The following is a 24,110-nucleotide window of genomic DNA, read 5'->3' on the forward strand; positions in this document are numbered from 1 at the left end:
ACTACAACATGGCTAAGAAATCCAAAGATGTGTACGGCGCCGAAGGGCAAAGCAACCTGCTCACCTTCGACCCCGACAAGCTGGTGCTGGTGACCGACGAAGCCAGCCCGCTCTATGACCCCCGCGTGCACCTGCCCGTCGACGAAGCGATGGCGCGCAACATCGACTTCCAGGGCGTGCTGGAGCCGATCGGGATCTCCAAGAACCCGGAGACCGGCGAAACCGAAGTCGTCTTCGGCCGGCAGCGCGTCAAGGCTGCGCGCCTCGCTAACAAGTGGCGCTACGCCCGCGGCGAGGATCCGCGCCTGATTCCGGGCATTGTGTGGCACGGCGAGCGCAAAAACGCCCTGGATGCCATCGTCGGCGAGAACGAAGCGCGCACGGCCGACACGCCGCTCGGGCGCGCAGAGAAGATGCGCCGCCACCTCGCCCTGGGCAAGGGCGAAGACCAGATCGCGGTCATCTACAGCTGCTCCGTCGCCACGGTACGCGACACGCTCGCACTGCTGGATAGCCCGAGGGTAGTGCAGAACGCCGTTGAAGCCGGTCAGATCACCCTCACGCACGCCAAGGCACTTGCCAAGCTGCCGGTCGCCGAGCAGCGCACCAAGGTCGCCGAACTGGTCCAGGCGGGCCAAGGCGTCAAGGCGCACGAGCGCAGCCGCAAGCAAGCCGCCGTCATGGGCGAGCGCCCCCGCGTGAAGTCCCGCAAGCAGATCCAGGCCGCACTGGAACAGGCCCAGGGCGACTATGCCGCCGCCCTGCGTTGGGTTCTGGGCACTGAAGAAGGGGCCGCTGAATGAGCCACCTCAAACTCGCGCTGCCCGCTGGATGCGTGCTGGTGCCGGGGGCATCCCCCTCGGCAATCCTCGACGTCCTTGCGGAACGCCAGCGGCAGATCCAGGCCGAAGGATGGTCCACCGCGCACGACGATGAACACGATGCTGGCGACATGGCCGCCGCCGGCGCCTCCTATGCCCTGAACGCGGCTGACGTGCTGCACCCGTTCAGCCAGGGCGACGGTGGTGGCGACATGCCGGACTGCTGGCCGTGGGCCAGCGTGTGGTGGAAGCCCTCCACGCCCCGACGCGACCTGGTCAAGGCTTGCGCCCTCATCTTGGCTGAGATTGAGCGCATCGACCGTGCAGCCATCGCCGCCCAGCGGCAGGGGGATGCGTGATGGACCAAGCCGTACTAGACCCCTGCTGCGGCGGCCGGATGATGTGGTTTGACAGGAAGGACCAGCGCGCCCTCTTCGGCGATATCCGCAGCGAGAACCACACGCTGTGCGATGGACGGGCCTTCAGCATCACGCCCGACCTGAACATGGACTTCCGCGCGATGCCCTTCCCGGACGAATCTTTCCGGCTGGTGGCGTTCGATCCTCCGCACCTGCGGCACGCTGGACAGGATTCGTGGCTGCGCGCCAAGTATGGAATTCTGGGCGACGACTGGCAGGACGACCTGCGTCGCGGGTTCTCCGAGTGCTTCCGCGTCCTGAAGCCTGAAGGCGTCCTTATCTTCAAGTGGAACGCGATCCAGATCCGCACGCCGCAGATTCTGGCGCTGACGCCGCATAAGCCGCTATTCGGGCATCCCAGCGGGAAGCGGGCCGACACGCACTGGATGACGTTCATGAAGCCTGCCGCCCAGCAGGCAGAACAGGGCGCGGGGGGCTGATCATGCGGACTTATCTCGCCGGCCCCATGACGGGCCACCCCGAACTCAACTTCCCCTTGTTCCACGCCGAGGCCCAGCGCCTGCGCGACTACGGTCACGAAGTGGTCAACCCCGCGGAAATCAACATCGACCCCGCCAAGGGCTGGACCGAATGCATGCGTGCCGATATCGCCGAGCTGGTGAAGTGCGACGCCATCGCCATGCTGCCCGGCTGGCAGCAGTCCAAGGGCGCGACCTTGGAACACCACATTGCAACCCAGTTGGGCTTGGTGGTCATCCATCTGGCGCCCGCTCAAATGGAGCATTCAGAATGCTGACTCCCCAGCTTGTACTCGGCATCTCCGCCAAGATCGTCGTCGACATCTTCGCTGGCGGCGGTGGCTGGTCGACCGCCTACGAAATGGCCACCGGCCAGCACGTTCACATCGCCATCAACCACAATCCGGCCGCCCTGAGCATGCATCAGGTCAACCACCCCCAGGCCAAGCACCTCATCGCCGACGTGCGCGAGGTGTGCCCGCGCCAGGCGACGGGCGGCGCGGAAGTGGGCTGGCTGCACTTGTCGCCGGACTGCACCGATCACAGCCAGGCCAAGGGCGGCCAGCCGCGCAATAGGGCAATCCGCGCGCTCGCGTGGGTAACCGTGCGCTGGGCTGGGACCGTCACGCCCGACATCATCAGCCTGGAGAACGTGGTCCAGATATTGAAGTGGGGCCGGCTGGTCGCCAAGCGCTGCCCAAGCACCGGCCGCGTGGTCACGCTGGACATGGTGCCGGACGCCAGCGGTCGCATGGTGCACCGCGTGGCAGATCCAGGCGAGCGCGTACCGGTCGAGCAGCAGTACCTGGTCCCCGACCCCAAGCAACAGGGCAAGCACTGGCACCGCCTGGTGGCGATCCTGCGCGGCATGGGCTACATCGTCGAATGGCGTGAGCTGAATGCTGCCGACTATGGCGCTGGCACGACGCGCACCCGCCTTTTCATGATGGCGCGTCGGGATGGACAACCGATCGTCTGGCCTGCTGCGACCCACTTCAAGAATCCCAGCAAGGCCCAGCGCCAGCGGCGCGCAGCTGCGGACGGTATCGACTGGACCATCGAGGGCAAGAGCATCTTCAACCGCCCCCGCCCTCTCGCCGACGCCACCATGCGGCGCATCGCCCGCGGCATGAAGCGATACGTGCTGGACAGCGCGGATCCGTTCATCGTGCCGATCGCCAACTGGAGCCGGGACGGCTCCCATGCAGCAAGCCAGCCAATCAACACCATCACGGCAAAGCCCCGGGGCGGCTCGCATGCTGTCGTCGCGCCGGCGCTTGTTCCTGCCACGCACCACGGCGGCGACCGCATGCACGACATTCAGGGATCCGCGCCGACCATCACCGCCGCCCATCGAGGCGAACTGATGCTGTCGACTCCCGTGCTGATTCAAGCAGGGTATGGCGAGCGCAAGGGGCAGGCCCCGCGATGCCTCGACCTCCAACAGCCGATCGGGGTGGCTACGGCTGGCGGCGTCAAGCATGCAGTAGCCGCTGGCTATCTCGTTCAAGCCGGTCACGGCGAGGGCAAGCCGGGCGCCCGTCGCTGGAGTTACGGCTGCAACGACGCTGCCGATCCGGTGGGAACACTCACCGCGAGCAACGGCGGGTTTTCTGTCGCTACGGGCTTCATGGTCCAGGCCAACGGCGGATTCAACGCGACGCCGGCCCATGACCTGCGGCGACCGGCCTCCACGATCACCAACAGCGGCAGTCAGCAGCAACTCATCACGGCGCACCTGGTCACGAACACCAGCGGTCATCCCGGCCGCGGTGCGGCTGACGCGATGCCGACCATCACCACCGGCGGCCATCACGGCGTGGTGGCGGCGCACCTCGCCACCCTGCGGCACCACAGCACCGGCGCGGAACTGGCTGATTCCCTCGGCACGATGGCTGCGGCCGGCCAACACCACGCACTGGTCGAATACGACCTGTCGCCCGAGCATGAGGCGGGCGCCCTGCAGGTGGCCGCGTTCCTGATGCGCTACTACGGCGAAGGCGGCCAGCTGGGGGACCTGCGCGAGCCGGCCAGCACCGTCACCACCAAGGACCGCCTGGCGCTGGTGACCGTCTACATCAAGGGAGCCCCCTATGTCGTCGTGGACATCCGCCTGCGCATGCTCACGCCCGCCGAGCTTTACAACCTGCAGGGCTTCCCGCCGAGCTACATCATCGACCGAGGCCACGATGGCCGCCGGTTCACCAAGACCGAGCAGGTGCATATGGTCGGGAACAGCGTCAGCCCGCCCCCAGCCATCGCCCTGATCACCGCCAACGCCCCCCGCGAACTCTTCTTGAGGATGGCAGCATGACCAAGATGGTGTATAGCATCGGGGATCTGAAGGAACTGATCGGCCTGTCGAAGTGGACGGTTTACGACCTGATCAAGAAAGGCGAGTTTCCCCGGCCGGTTCAACTCAGCACGAACCGGGTGGGATGGCGCGATGCAGACGTCCGCCGGTGGCTTGACGAACGCCCCCAAACAACGGAGACCCTGCCGGGCTGACACATCCTCGACGTACCAACGAAAAAAGCCCCCCGAGTGCTAGGCACCGGGGGGCTTTTTGCAGGTGGTCCACATTTCGGTCCACCTGCGGGTCTATTTTCTGACGCTGGAACATCAGGACCCGCATGGATATTGGTCGGGGCGGCGGGATTCGAACTCGCGACCCTCTGCTCCCAAAGCAGATGCGCTACCAGGCTGCGCTACGCCCCGAGGGTCGCAACTATACCAGATACCGGCGCCCCGCCGTTCGATGCCGATGCCGCCCGGCGTTTCCAGGCCATGCCCGGCGAACCCCTGATTGACACCTATATAGTTGAAGCATAAATTAATTCGACATATCAAATAACGACATTCATCGGGAATCCAATGGCAAATGCCTCCTCTGCGTCCGCCTGGGCCACGCCCACGCGGACCACCTACACCGTGCTGTTCGTCTGCTGGCTGGCGATCCTGTTCGAAGGCTACGACGTCGGCGTCATGGGCGCGGTGCTGCCCGCCCTGGCCGACGACAAGAGCTGGAACCTGACGCCGATCGAACTCGGCATGCTGGGCAGCTACGCGCTGGCGGGCATGTTCGTCGGCTCGTTCGCCGTCGGCACGCTGTCCGACCTGCTGGGCCGCCGGCGCATGCTGCTGGCCTGCGTGACGCTATTCTCGCTGACCATGATCGGCGCGGCCTGGGCGCCGACGCCGACCTGGTTCGCCACCTTCCGCTTCATCGGCGGCCTGGGACTGGGCGGGGTCATTCCGGTGGCGGCGGCGCTGACGATCGAGTATTCCCCGCCCGCCAAACGGGGCTTCAACTACGGCGTGATGTATTCCGGCTATTCGCTCGGCATCCTGTGCTCCGCCGCGGTGGCCATGGCGGTGCTGCAGCACTGGGGCTGGCGCGCGGTGATCCTGGTGGGCGCGGCGCCGCTGCTGCTGGTGCCGGTGCTGGCGCGCCTGCTGCCTGAATCGCTCGAATACCTGCTGGCCAAAGGCGACGAGGCCGGCGCCCGCGCCATGGCGCAGCGCCTGGGCATTGCCTCGCTGGAACCGTTCCGCCCGCGCGAAGTGACGGGCGAAAAAGCCACGTGGCGCGACGTCATGGCCGCGGTATTCGCGCCGCGCCACCTGCGCGCCACGCTGTGCTTCTGGGGCGCGCTGTTCCTGGGCATGATGCTGGTGTATGGCCTGAACACCTGGCTGCCGCAGATCATGCGCAAGAACGGCTACGACCTGGGCTCGAGCATCTCGTTCCTGCTGGTCTTCAGCCTGGCCTCGGCCATCGGCGGCCTGGTGCTGGGCCAGTTCGCCGACAAGAGCGAGCCGCGCAAGATCGTGGCGCTGTTCTACCTGGTGGGCGCGATCGGCATCTACTGCCTCACCTACAACAATCCGCTGGCGGTCAATTACCTGTGGGTGGCGCTGGCCGGCATTGGCAGCATTTCGTCGTCGCTGATCCTGACCGGCTACCTGGCCGGCTACTACCCGGCGCACGCGCGCGGCGCGGCCACCGGCTGGGCGCTGTCGTTCGCTCGCATCGGCGCCATGAGCGGCCCCATCGTCGGCGGCTATCTGGCGGGATTGAAATTGCCGCTGGCGTGGAACTTCATCGCGTTCTCGTGCGCGGCGGTGCTGGCGGCCGTGTTCGTGATCCTGATCCCGGGCCGCTACGCGGGCGGCGCGTCGTCGCGGCCGGCCGCTGGCACGCGGCCCGTGGGGCAGCAGCAGTCCTGACACGCACAGTGTCCGGCGCCGCGGCGCTCGCCGCGGAATCGGACTGGCGGAAACGACAACGGCGCACCCGAAGGTGCGCCGTTGTTTCATGCGGGATCCAAGGCGGATCGCGCAGTCTGCCCGACAGGCAACCGTTTCGATGGACGCTCAGCCGAAACGGCCGGTGATGTAGTCCTCGGTTTCCTTGCGCGACGGCTTCACGAAGATCTGGTCGGTCTGGCCGAATTCCATCAGCTCGCCCAGGTACATGTAGGCGGTGAAATCCGAACAGCGAGCGGCCTGCTGCATGTTGTGGGTCACGATGACGACGGTGTAGTCGTTCTTCAGCTCGGCGATCAGTTCCTCGATCTTGGCGGTCGAGATCGGATCCAGCGCCGAACACGGCTCGTCCAGCAGCAGCACTTCCGGCTTGATGGCCACGCCGCGCGCGATGCACAGGCGCTGTTGCTGGCCGCCCGACAGGCTGTTGCCGCTCTGGTGCAGCTTGTCCTTCACTTCGTTCCACAGCGCGGCCTTGCTCAGCGCCCATTCCACGCGCTCGTCCATCTCGCCCTTGGACAGGCGCTCGAACAGGCGCACGCCGAAGGCGATGTTGTCGTAGATGCTCATGGGGAACGGCGTGGGCTTCTGGAACACCATGCCGACCTTGGCGCGGATCAGCGAGATGTCCGTCTTGGCGGTCAGCAGGTTTTCGCCGTCCAGGATGATTTCGCCCTCGGCGCGCTGGCCCGGATACAGCTCGAACATGCGGTTGAAGGTGCGCAGCAGCGTCGACTTGCCGCAGCCCGACGGGCCGATGAAGGCGGTGACCTTCTTCTCCTGGATCGACATGTTCACATTGCGGATCGCATGGAACTTGCCGTAGTAGAAGTTCAGGTTCTTGACCTCGATCTTGTTCTTGACGGCGGTAGCGGTGTTTTCCATTTGGTTTCCCTAGGTCCGGCGCGGCAAGCGCGCCGGCAAAGCGATCTTTATTTGCGGAACATGTTGCGGGCAATGATGTTGATGCCCAGCACCAGCAGCGTAATCAGGGTGGCGCCGGCCCACGCCAGGTCGTTCCAGTCCTTGAAGGGGCTGGCGGCGTATTGGTAGATCACAACCGGCAGGTTGGCCATCGGGCCGTTCATGTTGGTCGACATGAACTGGTTCGACAGCGCGGTGAACAGCAGCGGCGCGGTTTCTCCCGAGATGCGGGCAATCGCCAGCAGCACGCCGGTGATGATGCCGGTCTTGGCGGCGCGATAGCACACCAGGGTGATCATGCGCCACTTGGGGCAGCCCAGCGCGGCCGCGGCTTCGCGCAGGCTGTTGGGCACCAGCAGCAGCATGTTGTCGGTGGTGCGCACCACCACCGGGATCACCAGGATCGACAGCGCGATGGCGCCGGCCCAGCCCGAGTAGTGCCCGACCTGCGCCACGTACACGGCATAGATGAACAGGCCGATGATGATGGACGGCGCCGACAGCAGCACGTCGTTCAGGAAGCGCGTGGCCGGCGCCAGCCAGCCGCGCTGGCCGTATTCGGCCAGGTAGGTGCCGGCCAGGATGCCCACCGGCGTGCCGATCAGCGTGCCCACGCCCGCCATCATCACGCTGCCGAAGATGGCGTTGACCAGGCCGCCGGACTGTCCCGGCGGCGGCGTGATTTCGGTGAAGAGCGTGTACGACAGCGCCGGCGCGCCCTTGAACAGCAGGGTCTGGATGATCCAGAACAGCCAGAACAGCCCGAACACCAGCGTGGCCAGCGAGATGGTCAGCATGATGCGGTTGACCACCCGGCGCCGGCGATACACGCCGTTCTGCATATTGAGTACGGAGACAGCCATGATCTTTTCCTTGTGGGCCGGGGTCAGGATTTCTTGCCTTCACCGGCCGACAGGCGGACCAGCAGCATTTTCGCCAGGGCCAGCACGATCGTGGTGATCAGGAACAGGATCAGGCCCAGTTCCAGCAGCGCCGACTTCTGGATGCCACCCGCCTCATTGAATTCGTTGGCCAGCGCCGAGGCGATCGAGTTGCCCGGCGAGAACAGCGAACCGGACCACTTGAAGGCGTTGCCGATCACGAAGGTCACCGCCATGGTCTCGCCCAGCGCGCGTCCCAGGCCCAGCATGATGCCGCCGATGACGCCCGACTTGGTGAAGGGCAGCACCACGCGCCACATCACTTCCCAGGTCGTGCTGCCCAGGCCGTAGGCCGATTCCTTCAGCATGGCCGGCACCAGTTCGAACACGTCGCGCATCACCGCGGCGATGAACGGGATGATCATGATCGACAGGATCAGGCCGGCGGTGAAGATACCGATACCGAACGGCGGCCCGGCGAACATGCCGCCAATGATGGGCACGCTGCCCAGCGTGGCGATCAGGAACGGCTGCACGTACTGCTGGAACACCGGCACGAAGACGAACAGGCCCCACATGCCGTAGATGATCGACGGAATCGCCGCCAGCATCTCGACCGCGGTGCCCAGGGGGCGGCGCAGCCAGGTCGGCGACAGTTCGGTCAGGAAGATGGCGATGCCGAACGACACCGGCACCGCGATGATCAGGGCGATGGCCGACGTCAGCAGCGTGCCGATGATAGGCACCACCGCGCCGTAGTTCTGCTTGACCGGATCCCAGTCGTTCAGCCACAGGAACGACAGGCCGTACTTGGCCAGCGATTCGCGGCTGCCGTAGATCAGGGATACCAGGATCGCCGCCAGCAGGATGAACACCAGGAAGGCGAACAGGCGGGTCAGGTTCTTGAACAGCGCATCCATCAGCGCGTTTTTATTTTGCTTCATAGGCGAAGGCGTGCCGGTAGTCACGGAGTCCGCCACGCTGGGCGAAAGCGGCACACTATTATCCATTACCGCGCTCATGGATGGACTTTCCTTAGGAAACCTTGGGGGAAACTACGATTGGGCCCCGGGGGGACCCGCCCCGCCATCCGGCAAGCCGGACAGCAGGGCAGTTGGGCGATGCTGGCGCGCGGCCGGGCCGCCGCGCCAGGCACCCGCTTTTACTTCCAGACCGGCTTGCCGTCGGCGGACTTGACTTCGCCCCAGGCGGCGCGGATTTCCTTGGTCACGGCTTCCGGCAGCGGCACGTAGTCCATGGCTTCAGCCGACTTGGCGCCGTTCTTGAAGGCCCAGTCGAAGAAGTCCAGGACGGCCTTGCCCTGCACCGGCTTGTCTTGCGACTTGTGGACCAGGATGAAGGTGGCGGCGGTGACGGGCCACGAATCGGCGCCCGGCTCGTCCGTCAGCACCACGCCCATGCCAGGCGCGCTCTTCCAGTCGGCGTTGGCGGCGGCGGCGGCGAAGGCCTTCTGTTCCGGCTGGACGAACTTGCCGTCCTTGTTCTGCAGCTGCGTCCAGGCCAGCTTGTTCTGCTTGGCGTAGGCGTATTCGACGTAGCCGATCGAGTTCTTCAACTGGCCGACGTAAGCGGCGACGCCTTCGTTACCCTTGCCACCCTGACCCACGGGCCACTTGACGGCCTTGCCTTCGCCGACTTGTTCCTTCCACTCCGGCGACACCTTGGACAGGTAGTTGGTCCAGCCGAAGGTGGTGCCCGAGCCATCCGAACGGTGCACGACGATGATGTCGGCCGACGGCAGCTTCAGGTCGGGGTTCAGCGCCTTGATGGCGGCGTCGTCCCACTTCTTGACCTTGCCCAGGAAGATGTCGCCCAGGACCTTGCCCGACAGCTTCAGCTTGCCCGGCTCGATGCCGTCGATGTTCACCACGGCCACGGTACCGCCGATGACGGCCGGGAACTGCAGCAGACCGTTCTTTTCCAGGTCAGCGGCCTTCATGGGATCGTCCGAAGCGCCGAAATCGACGGTCTTGGCGATGATCTGTTGCTGACCGCCGCCCGAGCCGATCGACTGGTAGTTCACGGCATTGTTGGTGGCAGCCTTGTAGTCCGACGCCCACTTGGCGTAGATCGGGTACGGGAACGAAGCGCCGGCGCCGGTCACGTCGGCGGCCTGCACGGCGAAAACAGCGGCGCTCAGCGCGACGCCCAGGGAAACTTGTTTGAAGACACGTTTGAACATCTTGGTTCCTTCTGTGCTCGTTGGAGGAGTCTTTGGCAGGCTTTCTACTGCCCGTCTTTCAGCGACCCTCGCATGTTAGAAGTCCAACGTGACAGGATAGTGACAGTCATAAACCCCCCCCGGAGCGCTGCGCGCTTCCCCCCCAGGGGGGCGCCGGTGGCGGACCGGCGGAGCCGGATCCGCGCGGCCTGGATTGGGAGGGGCGCGGTTGGCTTGGGGGGAGGCTTGCTGGTGGGGGATGTGGGGACGGAGTTCGCCCCAGGGGGGGCGCCGGTGGTGGAGCGGCGGAGCCGGATCCGCGCGGCCTGGATTGGGAGGGGCGCGGTTGGCATGGGGAGTGGCTTGCTGGTGAGGGATGTGGGGACGGAGTTCGCCCCAGGGGGGCGCCGGTGGTGGACCGGCGAAGCCGGATCCGCGCGGCCTGGATTGGGAGCGCGCTGCCTTGGGGGGTGGTTTTTTGCCGGTGTTAGGGGTTGGGGACGGATAGAAAAGGCCCCGCTGGGCGGGGCCTGGGGGAAGGACGGGCGAGACTATACGCCCAGCTTCTGCATCAGGTACTGGTGCAGGTTGAAGGGCTCGCGGCGGCTGCGCACGCGGGTGTAGTCGCCGTCGGCCTGTTGCTGCCAGGCCAGCTGGTTGTCACGCAGGGCGAAGGTGAAGGCTTCGTCGATGACGCGCTTCTTGAGGGTCTTGTCGTAGATCGGGAAGGCGATTTCCACGCGGCGGAAGAAATTGCGGTCCATCCAGTCGGCCGAGGACAGGTACACCGTCTCGGCGCCTTCGGCGTAGAAATAGAACACGCGCGAGTGCTCCAGGAAGCGGCCGACGATGGAGCGCACCCGGATGTTCTCGGACAGTCCCGGCACGCCGGCGCGCAGCGCGCAGACGCCGCGCACGATCAGGTCGATTTTCACGCCGGCCTGGCTGGCCTTGTAGAGTTCCTCGATGATCTGCTCTTCCAGCAGCGAGTTCATCTTGGCCATGATGCGCGCGCGCTTGCCGGCCTTGGCGGCGCGAGCCTCGGCGCGGATCAGCGCCACCATGCCTTCATGCATCGTGAACGGCGACTGCATCAGCGACTTGAGCGCGCGCCGCGCGCCCAGGCCGGTCAACTGCGCGAACACCTTGTCCATGTCCTCGCACAGCTTGGGATCGGCGGTCAGCAGGCCGAAATCGGTGTACAGGCGCGCAGTGCGGGGGTGGTAGTTGCCGGTGCCCAGGTGGGCATAGCGGCGCAGGCGGCCCTTTTCGCGCCGCAGCACCACCGCCATCTTGGCGTGGGTCTTGTGCGCCACGACGCCATAGACCACGTGCGCCCCCACCTCTTCCAGCTTGGAGGCCCAGTTGATGTTGGTCTGCTCGTCAAAGCGCGCCATCAGCTCCACCACCACCGTCACTTCCTTGCCGGCGCGCGCCGCGGCCAGCAGGATCTTCATCAGCTCGGAATCCTCGCCGGTGCGGTAGATGGTCTGCTTGATGGCCATCACGTCCGGATCCAGCGCGGCGGCGGTCAGGAAGTCGATGACGGGCTGAAACGACTGGTACGGATGGTGCAGCAGGCGGTCCTGCTCGGCCACGGCCTCGAACAGGTCGGACGGCTTGTCGCCGACGCGGTCGAACGGCGCCGGCACCGGCGCGCGGTAATCGGGGAACAGCAGGTCGGGCCGGTTGGGCGAATTGCACAACTGCATCAGGCGCGACAGGTTCACCGGGCCCGGCACGCGGTAGGTGTCCTCGGCCTTGAGCGAGAACTCGCGCTGCAGGAAGGTTTCCAGCTCGACCGGCGTCAGCTTGTCGATCTCCAGGCGCACGGCGGCGCCGAAGTTGCGCTGCGACAGCTCGCCCTGCAGGGCGTGGCGCAGGTTGGTGACTTCTTCCTCGTCCACGAACAGGTCGCTGTTGCGCGTCACCCGCCACTGGTAGCAGCCCAGCATCTCCAGGCCCGGGAACAGCTCGCCGACGAAGGCGCGCAGCAGCGAGGTCAGCAGGATATAACCTTCCGGATGGCCGGACAGCTCCGGCGGCATCTTGATCAGGCGCGGCAGCGCGCGCGGCGCCTGCACCACGGCGATCGAGGCCTGGCGGCCGAAGGCGTCGGCGCCCGACAGCGACACGATGAAGTTCAGGCTCTTGTTGTAGACCCGCGGAAACGGGTGCGCCGGGTCCAGCCCGATCGGCGTCAGCAGCGGCATCACGTCGCGGTTGAAGACTTCACGCGCCCACTCCTGCTGCTCGGCGTTCCATTCCGACGCATGGTGCAGCGCGATACCCTCCGCCTGCAGCGCCGGCAGGATGGCGTCGTTGAGCAGCGCGTACTGGCGTCCCACCAGCTCATGCACCGCTTGCTGGACGTTCTCGAACGCCTGGTCGGGCGTCATGCCGTCCGGCCCCACCAGGTTGGGCGACTGGCGCTGCTGCTCTTTCAGGCTGGAGATCCGGATCTCGAAAAATTCATCCAGGTTGGAACTGACGATACACACGTAACGCAGCCGTTCGAGCAAGGGGGTGCTCGGGTTTTCCGCCATCGCCAGCACGCGTTCATTGAATTTGAGCAGCGACAACTCGCGATTCAGGAGCAGGGGCTCGGCGGGCGGGCGTGTGGTCATACCGGATTCCATACGTAAGGAAAGCGTGGAGTTTTACTTCAAAAGAGTGACGGTTCTATGACACTGCGCCAAATGCGTAGCGTACGACAAAACCGGGACGCATGGAGCATGGTCTCCCGCACCCAACCCTCTGTTCCATAAGCGAAAACCCGCAAGGGACGGCGCTGTCACATGGGGTCTCTATAATCAGGCCACCTCACAGCCAATATTACGAGCCGCATGGATCAACTTCTGGCCGCCGTGGACCTCGGGTCCAACAGCTTCCGCCTCTCCATCGGACGCATCGTTCAGCAGGACGGTACGCCCCAGATCTACCAGATCGATCGCCTCAAGGAAACCGTCCGCCTCGCCGCCGGGCTGGACGCCGAAAAACGCCTGGGCGATGACGCCATCGAGCGCGCCATCGCCGTCCTGGAACGATTCGGCGACCGCCTGCGCAGTTTCCACCCCAACCGCGTGCGCGCGGTGGCGACCAACACCTTCCGGGTCGCGCGCAATACCCGCGACTTCCTGCCCCGGGCCGAAGCCGCACTGGGCTTTCCGATCGAAGTCATCGCCGGCCGCGAAGAGGCCCGCCTGATCTTCTCGGGCGTGGTCCACACCCTGCCCCCCTCCCCCAACAAACGCCTGGTGATCGACATCGGCGGCGGCTCCACCGAAGTCATCATCGGCAAGGGCCATGAGCCCGGCCTGATGTCCTCGCTCTACATGGGCTGCGTCAGCTACAGCCGCCAGTTCTTCTCGGACGGCATCGTCGATGCCCACCAGATGAAGCAGGCCGAGCTGGCCGCCCGGCGCGAGATCGAGGTCATCGCCAAGCAGTACCGCAAGGCCGGCTGGAAGGAAGCCTACGGCTCGTCCGGCACGGCCAAGGCGTTGTTCGCCATCCTCACGGAAGGCGGCATGTCGGACCGCGGCATCACCCGCGCCGGCCTGAGCAAGCTGAAAGACCGCATCGTGCGCGCCGGCCGCGTCATCCCGTCCGAACTGCCCGGCATCAAGGTCGAGCGCGCCGACGTGCTGCCCGGCGGGCTGGCCATCATGAGCGCGCTGTTCGACGAACTCGGCATCGATGTCATGCACACCGGCGACGGCGCGCTGCGCCTGGGCGTGCTGTACGACCTACTGGGCCGCGACGACGAACACGACAAGCGCGATGAATCGGTGCGCCAGTTCATGAAGCGCTACCACGTCGACGTCAACCAGGCGCGCCGTGTGCACCATGCGGCGCTCAGCCTGTTCGACGCGATGATGCCGGAAGGCGCGGAGCGCGCCGAACTGCGCGCCGCCCTGGGCTGGGCCGCCGACCTGCACGAAGTGGGCCTGTCGATCGCTCACAACGCCTATCACAAGCACACCGCCTACGTGCTCGAGAACGCCGACATGCCAGGCTTCTCGCGCGCCGACCAGCAACTGCTGGCGCTGCTGGCGCTGGGACACCAGGGCAAGCTGAGCAAGCTGGAACCCCTGGTGCGCAACCGCGCCCAGTGGATGGCCATCCTCAGCCTGCGGCTGGCGGTGCTGCTGTTCCGCCGCCGCGGCGAGATCGAACCCCTGCCCCTGACCGCGTCCATGCGCAACGATTCGATCGTGGTGCGCGTGAACCGCGACTGGCTCGCGCAACACCCGCTCAGCGACTTCACGCTGCGCGCGGAAGAAGCGGAGTGGTCGAAGGTCGGATTCTCGTTCGAGCTGCTCGAGTTCTGAAAACAACAAGGCCCCGGGATCCGGGGCCTTGTGCCGTGCGACGGCGAACGCTAGAACGGCGACAGGTCCGTCTGGCGGTCGAGCTGCTTGAGCTCCAGACGGAAAGGCCGCGTGGCCCGCCGTATCAGTTTGATCTTCATACGGCGGAACAGGCGGCGCATGATCAGCGCTGACCGGTGGCGGCGGGTTGATCCAGGCCGAAATGGCGGCGGTAGCGCTCGTCCATGCCGTCCATCTTCAGCAGCACCGGAAAATCGGCCGCATTGAAATCGGGATCCCAGGCCGGTTCGCCGCAAACGGTGGCGCCCAGCTTCAGATATCCCTTGATCAGCGGCGGCACGCGCGCCGGCAAGGTGCTGTTGAGCTTTTCCACCGGATAGCGATGCAACGGCGTGACCCGCGGCTCGCCGTCCCCGGGAATCAGCTTGGACACGGTGCGCCACACTTCGGCCGCCGTGACGCCATCGTCGCGCAGGCTCACGCTGGCGCAGCCCAGCACGTACTGATAACCGCCGCGGCGCAGGTATTCCGCCAGGCCCGACCACAGCAGCATGATGACGGCGCCATTGCGGTAGTCGGCGTGGGTGCAGGATCGCCCCACTTCCACCAGCTCGTCGCGGATGGCGCCCAGGCCGGACAGGTCGAATTCGGATTGCGAGTAGTAACCGCCGGCCTCGCGCGCCTTTTCGGGCGTGAGGATCCGGTAGGTGCCCACGACACGGCCGGTATCGAGCTCGCGCACCATCAGGTGCTCGCAGAAGGGATCGAAACGGTCGTGCTCGATTCCGTCCTGGGCATCCGGGAAGACCGCACCCATGTCTTCGGTGAAGACGTCGTAGCGCAGGCGCTGGATCTGTTCAATTTCCTCGGCCGTGCGCGCCAGGCCGACCACCAGCACCCTCGCGGCGGGGCCGGTCCACGGTTCTGCGGCATTACGGCTTGGGTTGATGCGTGCTAGTTCCAGCATTGCGCGAAGCTCCTAGAGAGTCCAGTCAGTGTGGACGCCCTGTATGTCAAAGACTTGACCAATATGTTACGTGACTATGAAGTTTAGTTCGGTGCAATGCGGCCCAATTCCTGCAAAGCTCGACAAAACTTTACAAACCAATACGCAATGTTCACAAACAATGGCCATTCATCGCAAAACAATGAATGGCCATGTTCGATCGGGGCAAAAAAGACGTTATCCCAAGCTGGCCGCCAGCTTCTCGGCAGAGGAGACGGCCAGGGCCTCGTCCTCGGCCTCGACCATCAGGCGCAGCTTGGGTTCGGTGCCGGACGCGCGGATCAGGATGCGGCCACGGCCGCCCAACTCGGCTTCCACGGCCTTGCGCGCGGCGCTCAGGCCGGGATGGGTCTTCCAGTCCTGGCCCGGCGCCAGGGGCACGTTGATCATCTTCTGCGGATACATGCGCAGGTCCTTGACCCACTCGGCCATCGTGGTCTGGTTGCGGCGCAGCGCGGTCAGCACCTGCAGCGCGGCCACGATGCCGTCGCCGGTCGAGTGGCAGTCCAGGCACAGCAGGTGGCCGGAGCTTTCGCCGCCGTACAGCCAGCCACGCTCCTGCATCAGTTCGAGTACGTAGCGGTCACCCACATTGGCGCGTTCGAAGCCCACGCCCAGGCGCTGCAGCTCCCGCTCGAAACCGAAGTTGGTCATCAGCGTGCCCACCACCCCATCGACCTTGCCGCGCTGCATGCGCTCGCGCAGGATGGCGTAGAGCAGTTCGTCGCCGTTGTAGATGCGGCCGTCGCCGTCCACCACCTGCAGGCGGTCGGCATCGCCGTCCAGGGCGACGCCCAGCTGCGCGCCACGCGCCTTCACTTCCTTGGCCAGCAGCTCCGGATGCAGCGCGCCAACACCCTTGTTGATGTTGAAGCCATCCGGGTGCACGCCGATGGCATGCACTTCGGCGCCCAGCTCACGGAACACGTGCGGCGCGATGTTGTAGGCGGCGCCATGGGCGGCATCCACCACGATCGTCATGCCGTTCAGGTCCAGATCGTTGGGGAAGGTGCTCTTGCAGAATTCGATGTAGCGGCCCTGCGAATCCGACATGCGGCGCGCGCGGCCCAGTCCTTCGGAGCTGACGCAGCCCAGCGGCTCGTCCAGGGCGGCCTCGATGGCGGCCTCGATCTCGTCGGGCAGTTTCATGCCCTGGGCCGAGAAGAACTTGATGCCGTTGTCCTGGTAGGGATTGTGCGAGGCGCTGATCACGATGCCGGCGACCAGGCGCAGCGCGCGGGTCAGGTAGGCCACCGCGGGCGTGGGAATCGGCCCGGCCAGCAGCACGTCGATGCCCGCGGCCGACAGGCCGGCTTCCAGCGCCGATTCCAGCATGTAGCCGGAAATGCGGGTGTCCTTGCCGATCACGACCTGCGGCCGGCTGCCGCCGCGCGCCGCGTGTTCATGGGCCAGCACGCGGCCGGCGGCATAGCCCAGGCGCAGGGCGAATTCGGCGTTGATCACCGCGCCGCCGACTTCGCCGCGCACCCCATCGGTACCAAAATACTTGCGTCGAATCATGAAGTGATTGCTCCTTGTTCAGCCGCCTGCCAGACCTTGAGCGCGTCGACCGTGGCCGCCACATCGTGCACCCGCACGATGGAAGCGCCACGGGCCACACAGGCCAGGGCAGCGGCAATGCTGCCGGGCAGCCGGTCGCCGACCGGCCGGCCGGTGGCCTGGCCGATCATGTTCTTGCGCGACAGGCCGATCAGCAATGGATAACCGCCGCTGCGCAGGCTGGACAGCCTGCGCAGCAATTGGAAGTTCTGGTCGGCGGTCTTGCCGAACCCGAAACCGGGGTCCAGCACGATGCGTCGGGGGTCGACCCAGGCGGCGCGCAGCTTTTGCGCCCGCGATCCCAGGAAGAGCCCGATTTCGCCGATCAGGTCGGAATATTCGGGCGGCGTCGCCTGCATGGTGCGCGGCTCGCCCTTCATGTGCATCACGCACAGCCCGCAGCGCGACTGCGCCACCGCCTCGATGGCGCCGGGCTGCCGGAAGCCGTAGATGTCGTTGATCATGTCGGCGCCAGCGTCGAGCACCGCGCGCATGACTTCGGGTTTGAAGGTGTCGATCGACAAGGGCACGCCGCAGTCGCGCAGCGCCTCGATCACCGGCAGCAGCCGGTCGAGTTCGTCGGCGACCGACACCGGATCCGCGCCGGGGCGCGTGGACTCGCCGCCCAGGTCGAGGATGTGGGCGCCTTCCTGGATCAGCTGACGCGCATGCGCCACCGCGGAATCGGTATCGTCATGCTGGCCGCCATCGGAAAAAGAATCCGGCGTGACGTTGACGATACCCATGACAAGCGGGCGCTCGAGATCAAACTCGAAGCGCCCGCAAAGGAAGTTATTCGCCATAAATCAGGACGAAAGACCTCAGACCGCGGCTGCCGTATTGCCGCCGGCAGCCAGGCCGGTCGGCGGCGTGTCCGACGTATCCGACGGACCTTGCGGCGTCTTCGGGGGACGCGGCGGGCGGCCCTCGATGATGTCGTTGATCTGGTCGGCGTCGATGGTTTCCCATTCGAGCAGCGCGGCGGTCATGGCTTCGACCTTGTCGCGGTTGTCTTCCAGGATCTTGCGCGCGACGCCGTATTGCTCGTCGATGATGCGGCGGATCTCGGAGTCCACCTTCTGCATGGTGGCTTCGGACATGTGCGTGGTCTTGGTGACGCTGCGGCCCAGGAACACCTCGCCTTCGTTCTCGGCGTAGACCATCGGACCCAGCTCGTCGGTCATGCCGTAGCGCGTGACGATGTCGCGGGCGATGGCCGTGGCGCGTTCGAAGTCGTTCGAGGCGCCGGTGGTCATCTGGTTCATGAAGATCTCTTCGGCGATGCGGCCGCCGAACAGCACGGCGATGGTCGACAGCAGGCGGCTCTTATCCATGCTGTAGCGATCGCTTTCCGGCAACTGCATCGTCACGCCCAGCGCACGTCCGCGCGGGATGATGGTGACCTTGTGGACCGGGTCGGTCTTGGGCAGCATGCGCGCCACGATGGCATGGCCGGATTCGTGGTACGCGGTGTTCTTGCGTTCCTCTTCGGGCATGACGATCGAGCGGCGCTCGGCGCCCATGATGATCTTGTCCTTGGCCTTCTCGAAGTCCGACATATCGACCGTGCGGCCGTTGCGGCGCGCGGCGAACAGCGCGGCTTCGTTGACCAGGTTGGCCAGGTCGGCGCCGGAGAAGCCCGGGCAGCCGCGCGCCAGGATGGTCGCGTCGACGTTGGGCGACAGCGGCACCTTGCGCATGTGGACCTTCAGGATCTGCTCGCGGCCGCGGATGTCGGGCAGCGGCACCACGACCTGGCGGTCGAAGCGGCCCGGACGCAGCAGCGCCGGATCCAGCACGTCGGGACGGTTGGTGGCGGCGATCACGATGACGCCCTGGCCCGACTCGAAGCCGTCCATTTCCACCAGCATCTGGTTCAGCGTCTGCTCGCGTTCGTCGTTGCCGCCGCCCAGGCCGGCGCCGCGCTGGCGACCGACGGCGTCGATTTCGTCGATGAAGATGATGCAGGGCGCGTGCTTCTTGGCGTTCTCGAACATGTCGCGCACGCGGGCGGCGCCCACGCCAACGAACATTTCAACGAAGTCCGAACCGGAGATGCTGAAGAACGGCACCTTGGCTTCGCCGGCGATGGCCTTGGCCAGCAGCGTCTTGCCGGTGCCGGGCGACCCGACCATCAGCACGCCGCGCGGGATGCGGCCGCCCAGCTTCTGGAACTTGCTGGGGTCGCGCAGGAAGTCGACCAGTTCCTGGACGTCTTCCTTGGCCTCATCGCAGCCGGCGACGTCGGCGAAGGTGATCTGGTTGGTGTTCTCGTCGAGCATGCGGGCGCGCGACTTGCCGAAGCTGAACGCGCCGCCCCTGCCGCCGCCCTGCATCTGGCGCATGAAGAACACCCACACGCCGATCAGCAGCAGCATGGGGAACCAGGACACGAAGATGCTCATGAGCAGCGACTGCTCTTCGCGCGGCTTGCCCGACACCTGCACGCCATACTTGAGCAGGTCGGAAACCATCCAGAGGTCGCCCGGCGAGGTCAGCGTGTAGGCGCGGCCCGCGTCCGGCGTGACGTAGAGCACGTCGCCGCCAGGGCCACCTTGCACGTCCACCTTGCGGATACGGCCCGCCTTGGCGTCGTCCATGAACTGCGTGTAGGTCACGCCGTCCTGGGTCTGCGCGCGTCCGTCGAACTGCTTGAAGACCGTGAATAGCACCAGGGCTATCACCATCCAGACGGCGACTTTCGAAAATGAATTATTCAAGGTCGATCTCCTGCTTTCGATTCCGACCGGCGACCGCGCACCCGCATATGGCACAGTCACAAGTATGTCAATAGCCCATTCTACCCTGTCGGACCGGGTTGCGTCCTGGGAAGGGGCGGGGCCGCTAAGTTACGTCTGATTCGTGATTTTGCTGGTCTTTGTCTCGGCAGGCCGGCCGTCGTCGGACCGGTAGGTTCTTGTGACACCGGGGCAGGTGCCCCGGCGCGGGTTATTTCAGATCGCGGGCAACCAGAAAGGTTTCGGAGGACTTGTCCCGCGATGCCTTCGGCTTGCGCTCGACCACCCGCTTGAAGTGCTGTTTGTAGGACTCCACGATCTGCGAAAAGCCGGTCCCGTGGAATGCCTTGACGATCAGCGCCCCGTTGGGCTTGAGGTGGGCGAGGGAAAACTCCATCGCCAGCTCGCACACGTGCTGGATGCGCGCGGCGTCGGCGATACCCACGCCTGACAAGTTGGGGGCCATGTCGGAGATTACAAGGTCCACCGCGCGCGATCCGACCATGTCTTCCAGTTGTTTCAAAATGTCATCCTCGCGGAAGTCGCCCTGGATGAATTCGACGCCCGCCACGGGCTCCATGGGCAGCATGTCCAGGGCGATGATGCGCCCGTCCACCACGCCGCCCGGACCCGCCAGGCGCTCGCGCGCCACCTGCGACCAGCTGCCGGGGGCCGAGCCCAGGTCGACGACCAGGTCGCCACGCCGCAGCAGCTTCTCGGTGTCGAGAATCTCGATCAGCTTGAAGGCGGCGCGGGCCCGGTAGCCCTTCTGTTGCGCCATCTTCACATAGGGATCGTTGATGTGCTGGTGAATCCAGTCTTTGGAGAATTTATTCTTGGCCATTACCGTACAATTCCACGCATGCCTATATTAGAACTTACCTCTCGTGAGCGCAGCGACCTTCGGTCCGCCGCTCACCCTCTGCGCCCCGTCGTCCTGATCGGCGACAACGGCCTGACCGAAGCCGTGCTCAAGGAAATCGACCTGGCACTCACTTCCCACGGCCTGATCAAGGTCCGGGCCGGCGGCGACGATCGCGAGGCCCGCGAGGCCATGCTCTCGACCATCTGCGACACCCTGTCCTGCGCCCCGGTGCACCACCTGGGCAAGACCCTGATCCTGTTCCGCCCGCTGGCCGGCAACATCAAGCCGCCCGTGCTGGCTGCCCTTGAGCCGGAACGTCCCGCCAAGCGCCGCGCCTCCGAGCCGCATACGCCCAAGAAGCTGGCCGCCGAAGGCAAGACCCTGGCCAAGCGTCCGCGCCGTTCCGAAACGGAAGAGCCCAAGCCGAAAACCCGATTCGTGCCGCAGGACCAGCTCAACAAGAACGGCAAGCCGATGCGTCCCAGCAACAAGAAGACCGCCTCCGGCAGCCACGGCATCCCGCGCCGCGCCGGCAGCGCGCTGAGCCTGCGCGCCGGGGCACGCAGCGGCACCAGCCGCAAGTCGTCGCCCAAAAGGTAGTCCGGACAGTTCCGCCGGGCACAAAAACGGGCGCTTTACGCGCCCGATCCACCATAGCGTTCCGCAGTGTTGCCGTACCGGATACCCGGCGCGGGCTAGGGTGTTTTGCTGATTTTACCGCTCAGAGCCGGCGTCAGATGTAACGCACGCTCAGTACTTCATATTCGCGAACGCCGGCCGGGGCCTTGACCTCGACCACATCGCCTTCGCTCTTGCCGATCAGCGCGCGGGCCACGGGGCTCGACACGGAGATCAGGTTCGACTTGATGTCGGCTTCGACGTCGCCGACGATCTGGTACGTCACGCGATCGCCCGAATCCAGGTCTTCGATGTCGACGGTGGCACCGAACACGGCGCGACCTTCGGCCTCGAGCGAGGTCGGATCGATCAGGTGGGCATTGGAAAGCGTGCCCTCGAGCTCGGCGATCCGGCCTTCGATGAAACCCTGGCGCTCGCGAGCCGCATCGTACTCGGCGTTCTCCGACAGATCGCCCTGCGCGCGCGCTTCGGCGATAGCGTTGATGACGGCGGGACGTTCCACGGTTTTCAGCCGCTGGAGCTCTTCTTGCAAGCGCTCGGCCCCGCGCACGGTCAAAGGAATGGCAGACATGTCGTTTCCCAAACAAAAGTAGAAAACGCCCCCGACGGAGCGTTCTCGGTGTGAAGGTCTTGGACCTGACGCATGGGCGCCGTCGGAAGCGGACTCGTGACGGGCATCGCCAGGAACGGAACGGCCAGGGGCGGGCAAAGCTGAACCCGATGGATCCCCTTGCGCCCGCTCGGGCCGGCCCGCCGGACGAATGCGGCAAGCTGCGACCAAAACAAAACCCCGGCTCGGGTCGGAACCGGGGCAATCAAGGTCATATTGTGGTCAAAGTCCGCCGGAATTGCAAGCCACCGGAGAAACCGGCGTTTTCGGCGCATTTCGCCGCCGTAACCCGCTAGAACCCGTCGTTTGCGCGCCCCCGCCCGGCGTTGCATAAAAGATACTCGACGGTAGGGATAAACCCGGTCACGGGGGATTATCCAGGGGCCACATGTAAAAACGGCAGGTCGTATTCAATAAAAAAGGTATAACCGACAAACTGGCCCATTAATAACAATTAAATACATGCCGGTATGCGCCGGCATTTTCTGTTTTTAGCGAGGGGATGCGCGGGCCGGCCATTTTCCGGCCACCGCGTATCGCGATTGATTGTGCGTGTTGCAGGTTTGGCGGGCGCATCGCAGTCATCCGGCTCGACGTCCGTCCCTCTGTCGCAGCGCCCGCGGGCAAGGGTCCGCGCCTGTGGCGGAGCGCGTTCAAGACCGGGAGATCCCATGCTGGAAAAACTGAAAGTCCGTACGGGCATGATGCTGGTGCTGGCCTGTTTTGTCATTACCCTGGCACTGGCCTGCGGTTTGAGCTGGATGAATGCCGAAAACAGCGTCCGGGAAATCGAGGACCTGAATAATGTGGCCGTGCATCAGGTCGATCCGCTTTATGAATCCAATGCCGCGCTGCTGCATACCCGGCTGTCGCTGGGCACGGGCATCGCCGACCTGCAGGCCGGCGCCAACGATCAGGCGGCCAGCGCGCAAGCCGCGGCCGCCGAGCAGCTGAAACTGGCCCGCGAGCGCTTCGACCGCTACATGGCGGTGCCCAAGAGCGAGCGCGGCCAGGAGCTGGCGAGGGTCCTGCAGGGCCGCTTCACCGCCTACGCCGCCGCGCTGGACGAACTGGGCGCGGCGCTCAAGGAGCGCTCGGTGGCGCGCTACCAGCAGAACGAAGCGCGGGTGCGCCAGGCCGATGCCGAGTTCGCCAAGGACATGCAGGTGTTCCTGGCGCGAGTCCAGGAACGCAGCGACAGCGTGCTGGAGCGCTCGCAGACCACCTATTCGACCGCCCGCATCTCGGCCATCACGCTGCTGTCGGTGGCGCTGCTGCTGGCGGTGGCGTGCTGGGCCTTCATCCGCCGCGGCGTGCTGCTGCCGCTGCAGGACGCGGGCCGGCATTTCGACCGCATCGCCGCCGGCGACCTGACGCAGCGCGTGGAAGCGCGCTCCAATAACGAGATCGGCACGCTGTTCTCGGCGGTACGGCGCATGCAGGAGGGCCTGACCCGCACGGTGACCACGGTGCGCCAGGGCGTCGACGAAATCAACGTCGGCGCGGCCGAGATCGCGGCCGGCAACGCCAATCTGTCGACCCGCACCGAGGAACAGGCGGCCGCGCTCGAAGAGACCGCCTCGACCATGGAAGAGCTGGCCGCCACGGTCAAGCAGAACGCGGAGAACGCCGCCCAGGCCAATCAGCTGGCGGCGGTGAGCATGGAGGTGGCGCAGCGCGGCGGCCACACCGTCGGCCAGGTGGTGGCCACCATGCAAGGCATTTCGGACAGTTCACGCCGAATCGCCGAGATTGTCTCGGTGATCGACGGCATCGCCTTCCAGACCAACATCCTGGCGTTGAACGCCGCTGTGGAGGCGGCCCGGGCCGGCGAACAGGGCAAGGGCTTCGCCGTGGTGGCCGGCGAGGTGCGCACGCTGGCGCAGCGCGCCGCGCAGGCGGCCAAAGAGATCAAGGCGCTGATCGAAACCTCGGTCGATACGGTCGCGGCCGGCTCATCGCAGGTCGCGGCCGCCGGACAGACCATGGACGAAATCGTGACCTCGGTGCAGCGCGTGGCCGACATCATGGGTGAAATCTCGGCGGCCTCGGCGCAACAGGCCGGCGGCATCGACCAGGTCAGCCTGGCGGTATCGCAGATGGACGAGGTGACGCAGCAGAACGCCGCGCTGGTGGAGCAGGCCTCGGCGGCCGCGTCGGCGATGGAGGATCAGGCCCGGCGCCTGGCGGAGGCAACCGCGGTCTTCAAGACCCAGTCGGGCCAGGTGATCGAGGCGGCCCCGGTGCAGGTGGGCGGCCGGACGCCGGCGTCGCGGCTGTCGCGGTCCTGAGCGGCGCCGGCCAGTCGCGCCCGGCCAGCGAAGGCTGCCGCCTCGCGGCCGGCCGCCGCGGGCCGGGCGCGGCGCCCATGGGACGGGCGCCT

Annotated in this window: 21 protein-coding genes and 1 tRNA gene; 10 read left to right on the plus strand and 12 right to left on the minus strand. The window is 65.7% G+C overall.

The annotated features are described in order from the left end of the window. The first annotated feature begins 8 nt into the window (after positions 1 to 8). The 6 genes from HV742_RS14320 to HV742_RS14345 are packed head-to-tail and all read left to right on the plus strand — an operon-like array spanning position 9 to position 4,227. Positions 9 to 803, plus strand: a complete 795-nt coding sequence (locus tag HV742_RS14320) for a ParB/RepB/Spo0J family partition protein (RefSeq protein WP_175145778.1) — start codon at positions 9 to 11, stop codon at positions 801 to 803. Beyond that, positions 800 to 1,180 carry a hypothetical protein gene (locus HV742_RS14325; RefSeq protein ID WP_217482405.1) on the plus strand — a complete coding sequence of 127 codons (381 nt, stop codon included), beginning with the start codon at positions 800 to 802 and terminating at the stop codon, positions 1,178 to 1,180. Before HV742_RS14320 ends, HV742_RS14325 begins: the two co-directional genes overlap by 4 nt. Then, positions 1,180 to 1,680: a class I SAM-dependent methyltransferase gene (locus HV742_RS14330; protein WP_175145779.1), complete on the plus strand. Its 501-nt coding sequence runs from the start codon at positions 1,180 to 1,182 to the stop codon at positions 1,678 to 1,680. The genes HV742_RS14325 and HV742_RS14330 overlap by 1 nt, the downstream gene beginning before the upstream one ends. Positions 1,681 to 1,682: 2 nt before the next feature. After that, positions 1,683 to 1,997 (plus strand): DUF4406 domain-containing protein, encoded by a 315-nt coding sequence (locus HV742_RS14335; RefSeq protein WP_175145780.1) that lies wholly within the window; start codon positions 1,683 to 1,685, stop codon positions 1,995 to 1,997. Continuing rightward, positions 1,991 to 4,033: a DNA cytosine methyltransferase gene (locus tag HV742_RS14340; protein WP_175145781.1), complete on the plus strand. Its 2,043-nt coding sequence runs from the start codon at positions 1,991 to 1,993 to the stop codon at positions 4,031 to 4,033. The genes HV742_RS14335 and HV742_RS14340 overlap by 7 nt, the downstream gene beginning before the upstream one ends. Continuing rightward, the gene (locus HV742_RS14345; RefSeq protein WP_175145782.1) at positions 4,030 to 4,227 is read left to right on the plus strand and encodes a helix-turn-helix transcriptional regulator; all 198 of its coding nucleotides are present in this window, start codon (positions 4,030 to 4,032) and stop codon (positions 4,225 to 4,227) included. The genes HV742_RS14340 and HV742_RS14345 overlap by 4 nt, the downstream gene beginning before the upstream one ends. Before the next feature lie 133 nt (positions 4,228 to 4,360). Here HV742_RS14345 and HV742_RS14350 read toward each other — a convergent pair. Continuing rightward, positions 4,361 to 4,437 (minus strand) — tRNA-Pro (locus tag HV742_RS14350). A 156-nt stretch (positions 4,438 to 4,593) separates the two neighbouring features. On the opposite strand from HV742_RS14350, the gene HV742_RS14355 reads away from it, so the two are divergent. Beyond that, entirely contained in the window at positions 4,594 to 5,949 is a 1,356-nt protein-coding gene (locus HV742_RS14355) for an MFS transporter (RefSeq protein WP_175145783.1), read from the plus strand. A gap of 147 nt (positions 5,950 to 6,096) precedes the next feature. On the opposite strand, the gene pstB is transcribed toward HV742_RS14355, so the two are convergent. From pstB to ppk1, 5 genes are all read right to left on the minus strand, one after another. Further along, entirely contained in the window at positions 6,097 to 6,873 is a 777-nt protein-coding gene (pstB, locus tag HV742_RS14360) for a phosphate ABC transporter ATP-binding protein PstB (protein ID WP_006385463.1), read from the minus strand. 47 nt (positions 6,874 to 6,920) lie between these two features. Beyond that, a complete protein-coding gene (gene pstA, locus HV742_RS14365; RefSeq protein ID WP_080977466.1) occupies positions 6,921 to 7,775 on the minus strand; it encodes a phosphate ABC transporter permease PstA in 855 nt (284 codons plus the stop codon). A 23-nt stretch (positions 7,776 to 7,798) separates the two neighbouring features. Beyond that, entirely contained in the window at positions 7,799 to 8,815 is a 1,017-nt protein-coding gene (gene pstC, locus HV742_RS14370) for a phosphate ABC transporter permease subunit PstC (protein ID WP_049075365.1), read from the minus strand. Positions 8,816 to 8,955: 140 nt separating this feature from the next. Then, on the minus strand, positions 8,956 to 9,996 hold the full coding sequence (gene pstS, locus HV742_RS14375; RefSeq protein WP_059272255.1) for a phosphate ABC transporter substrate-binding protein PstS: 1,041 nt from the start codon (positions 9,994 to 9,996) through the stop codon (positions 8,956 to 8,958). Between the two features lie 530 nt (positions 9,997 to 10,526). Further along, on the minus strand, positions 10,527 to 12,602 hold the full coding sequence (ppk1, locus tag HV742_RS14380) for a polyphosphate kinase 1 (RefSeq protein ID WP_175145784.1): 2,076 nt from the start codon (positions 12,600 to 12,602) through the stop codon (positions 10,527 to 10,529). 219 nt (positions 12,603 to 12,821) lie between these two features. Between ppk1 and ppx the strand changes: the two genes are divergently transcribed. Next, the gene (gene ppx, locus HV742_RS14385; protein ID WP_049075372.1) at positions 12,822 to 14,309 is read left to right on the plus strand and encodes an exopolyphosphatase; all 1,488 of its coding nucleotides are present in this window, start codon (positions 12,822 to 12,824) and stop codon (positions 14,307 to 14,309) included. A 163-nt stretch (positions 14,310 to 14,472) separates the two neighbouring features. Here the strand turns inward: ppx and HV742_RS14390 are convergent, their stop codons facing one another. The 5 genes from HV742_RS14390 to HV742_RS14410 all read right to left on the minus strand — a co-directional run bounded on the left by HV742_RS14390 (position 14,473) and on the right by HV742_RS14410 (position 20,457). Continuing rightward, entirely contained in the window at positions 14,473 to 15,276 is an 804-nt protein-coding gene (locus HV742_RS14390) for a GNAT family N-acetyltransferase (RefSeq protein ID WP_049075374.1), read from the minus strand. A 216-nt stretch (positions 15,277 to 15,492) separates the two neighbouring features. After that, positions 15,493 to 16,836, minus strand: a complete 1,344-nt coding sequence (glmM, locus tag HV742_RS14395) for a phosphoglucosamine mutase (protein ID WP_059272256.1) — start codon at positions 16,834 to 16,836, stop codon at positions 15,493 to 15,495. Then, the gene (gene folP / locus HV742_RS14400; RefSeq protein WP_054418683.1) at positions 16,833 to 17,678 is read right to left on the minus strand and encodes a dihydropteroate synthase; all 846 of its coding nucleotides are present in this window, start codon (positions 17,676 to 17,678) and stop codon (positions 16,833 to 16,835) included. Before folP ends, glmM begins: the two co-directional genes overlap by 4 nt. A gap of 18 nt (positions 17,679 to 17,696) precedes the next feature. Continuing rightward, positions 17,697 to 19,595 (minus strand): ATP-dependent zinc metalloprotease FtsH, encoded by a 1,899-nt coding sequence (ftsH, locus tag HV742_RS14405; protein WP_049075378.1) that lies wholly within the window; start codon positions 19,593 to 19,595, stop codon positions 17,697 to 17,699. A gap of 229 nt (positions 19,596 to 19,824) precedes the next feature. Beyond that, positions 19,825 to 20,457: an RlmE family RNA methyltransferase gene (locus tag HV742_RS14410; RefSeq protein WP_006385473.1), complete on the minus strand. Its 633-nt coding sequence runs from the start codon at positions 20,455 to 20,457 to the stop codon at positions 19,825 to 19,827. A gap of 18 nt (positions 20,458 to 20,475) precedes the next feature. Here HV742_RS14410 and HV742_RS14415 point away from each other — a divergent pair, with 18 nt between their 5' ends. Further along, positions 20,476 to 21,078, plus strand: a complete 603-nt coding sequence (locus HV742_RS14415; protein WP_049075379.1) for a YhbY family RNA-binding protein — start codon at positions 20,476 to 20,478, stop codon at positions 21,076 to 21,078. Positions 21,079 to 21,211: 133 nt separating this feature from the next. On the opposite strand, the gene greA is transcribed toward HV742_RS14415, so the two are convergent. Continuing rightward, positions 21,212 to 21,688 carry a transcription elongation factor GreA gene (gene greA / locus HV742_RS14420; protein ID WP_006385475.1) on the minus strand — a complete coding sequence of 159 codons (477 nt, stop codon included), beginning with the start codon at positions 21,686 to 21,688 and terminating at the stop codon, positions 21,212 to 21,214. Between the two features lie 710 nt (positions 21,689 to 22,398). Between greA and HV742_RS14425 the strand changes: the two genes are divergently transcribed. Then, positions 22,399 to 24,018 carry a methyl-accepting chemotaxis protein gene (locus tag HV742_RS14425; RefSeq protein ID WP_175145785.1) on the plus strand — a complete coding sequence of 540 codons (1,620 nt, stop codon included), beginning with the start codon at positions 22,399 to 22,401 and terminating at the stop codon, positions 24,016 to 24,018. The last annotated feature ends 92 nt before the right edge of the window (positions 24,019 to 24,110 follow it).

Source organism: Achromobacter ruhlandii (assembly GCF_902859695.1).
Classification (GTDB): Bacteria; Pseudomonadota; Gammaproteobacteria; order Burkholderiales; family Burkholderiaceae_B; genus Achromobacter; species Achromobacter ruhlandii.

Coding starts and splice junctions, on each gene's coding strand:
- HV742_RS14390 (WP_049075374.1), bottom strand. CDS start 15,276: ATGCTGGAACTAGCACGCATCAACCCAAGCCGTAATGCCGCAGAACCG.
- ppk1 (WP_175145784.1), bottom strand. CDS start 12,602: ATGACCACACGCCCGCCCGCCGAGCCCCTGCTCCTGAATCGCGAGTTG.
- HV742_RS14320 (WP_175145778.1), top strand. CDS start 9: ATGGCTAAGAAATCCAAAGATGTGTACGGCGCCGAAGGGCAAAGCAAC.
- HV742_RS14415 (WP_049075379.1), top strand. CDS start 20,476: ATGCCTATATTAGAACTTACCTCTCGTGAGCGCAGCGACCTTCGGTCC.
- pstA (WP_080977466.1), bottom strand. CDS start 7,775: ATGGCTGTCTCCGTACTCAATATGCAGAACGGCGTGTATCGCCGGCGC.
- HV742_RS14410 (WP_006385473.1), bottom strand. CDS start 20,457: ATGGCCAAGAATAAATTCTCCAAAGACTGGATTCACCAGCACATCAAC.
- pstS (WP_059272255.1), bottom strand. CDS start 9,996: ATGTTCAAACGTGTCTTCAAACAAGTTTCCCTGGGCGTCGCGCTGAGC.
- glmM (WP_059272256.1), bottom strand. CDS start 16,836: ATGATTCGACGCAAGTATTTTGGTACCGATGGGGTGCGCGGCGAAGTC.
- pstC (WP_049075365.1), bottom strand. CDS start 8,815: ATGAGCGCGGTAATGGATAATAGTGTGCCGCTTTCGCCCAGCGTGGCG.
- HV742_RS14425 (WP_175145785.1), top strand. CDS start 22,399: ATGCTGGAAAAACTGAAAGTCCGTACGGGCATGATGCTGGTGCTGGCC.
- HV742_RS14330 (WP_175145779.1), top strand. CDS start 1,180: ATGGACCAAGCCGTACTAGACCCCTGCTGCGGCGGCCGGATGATGTGG.
- HV742_RS14335 (WP_175145780.1), top strand. CDS start 1,683: ATGCGGACTTATCTCGCCGGCCCCATGACGGGCCACCCCGAACTCAAC.
- HV742_RS14340 (WP_175145781.1), top strand. CDS start 1,991: ATGCTGACTCCCCAGCTTGTACTCGGCATCTCCGCCAAGATCGTCGTC.
- folP (WP_054418683.1), bottom strand. CDS start 17,678: ATGGCGAATAACTTCCTTTGCGGGCGCTTCGAGTTTGATCTCGAGCGC.
- ppx (WP_049075372.1), top strand. CDS start 12,822: ATGGATCAACTTCTGGCCGCCGTGGACCTCGGGTCCAACAGCTTCCGC.
- HV742_RS14345 (WP_175145782.1), top strand. CDS start 4,030: ATGACCAAGATGGTGTATAGCATCGGGGATCTGAAGGAACTGATCGGC.
- HV742_RS14355 (WP_175145783.1), top strand. CDS start 4,594: ATGGCAAATGCCTCCTCTGCGTCCGCCTGGGCCACGCCCACGCGGACC.
- greA (WP_006385475.1), bottom strand. CDS start 21,688: ATGTCTGCCATTCCTTTGACCGTGCGCGGGGCCGAGCGCTTGCAAGAA.
- HV742_RS14325 (WP_217482405.1), top strand. CDS start 800: ATGAGCCACCTCAAACTCGCGCTGCCCGCTGGATGCGTGCTGGTGCCG.
- pstB (WP_006385463.1), bottom strand. CDS start 6,873: ATGGAAAACACCGCTACCGCCGTCAAGAACAAGATCGAGGTCAAGAAC.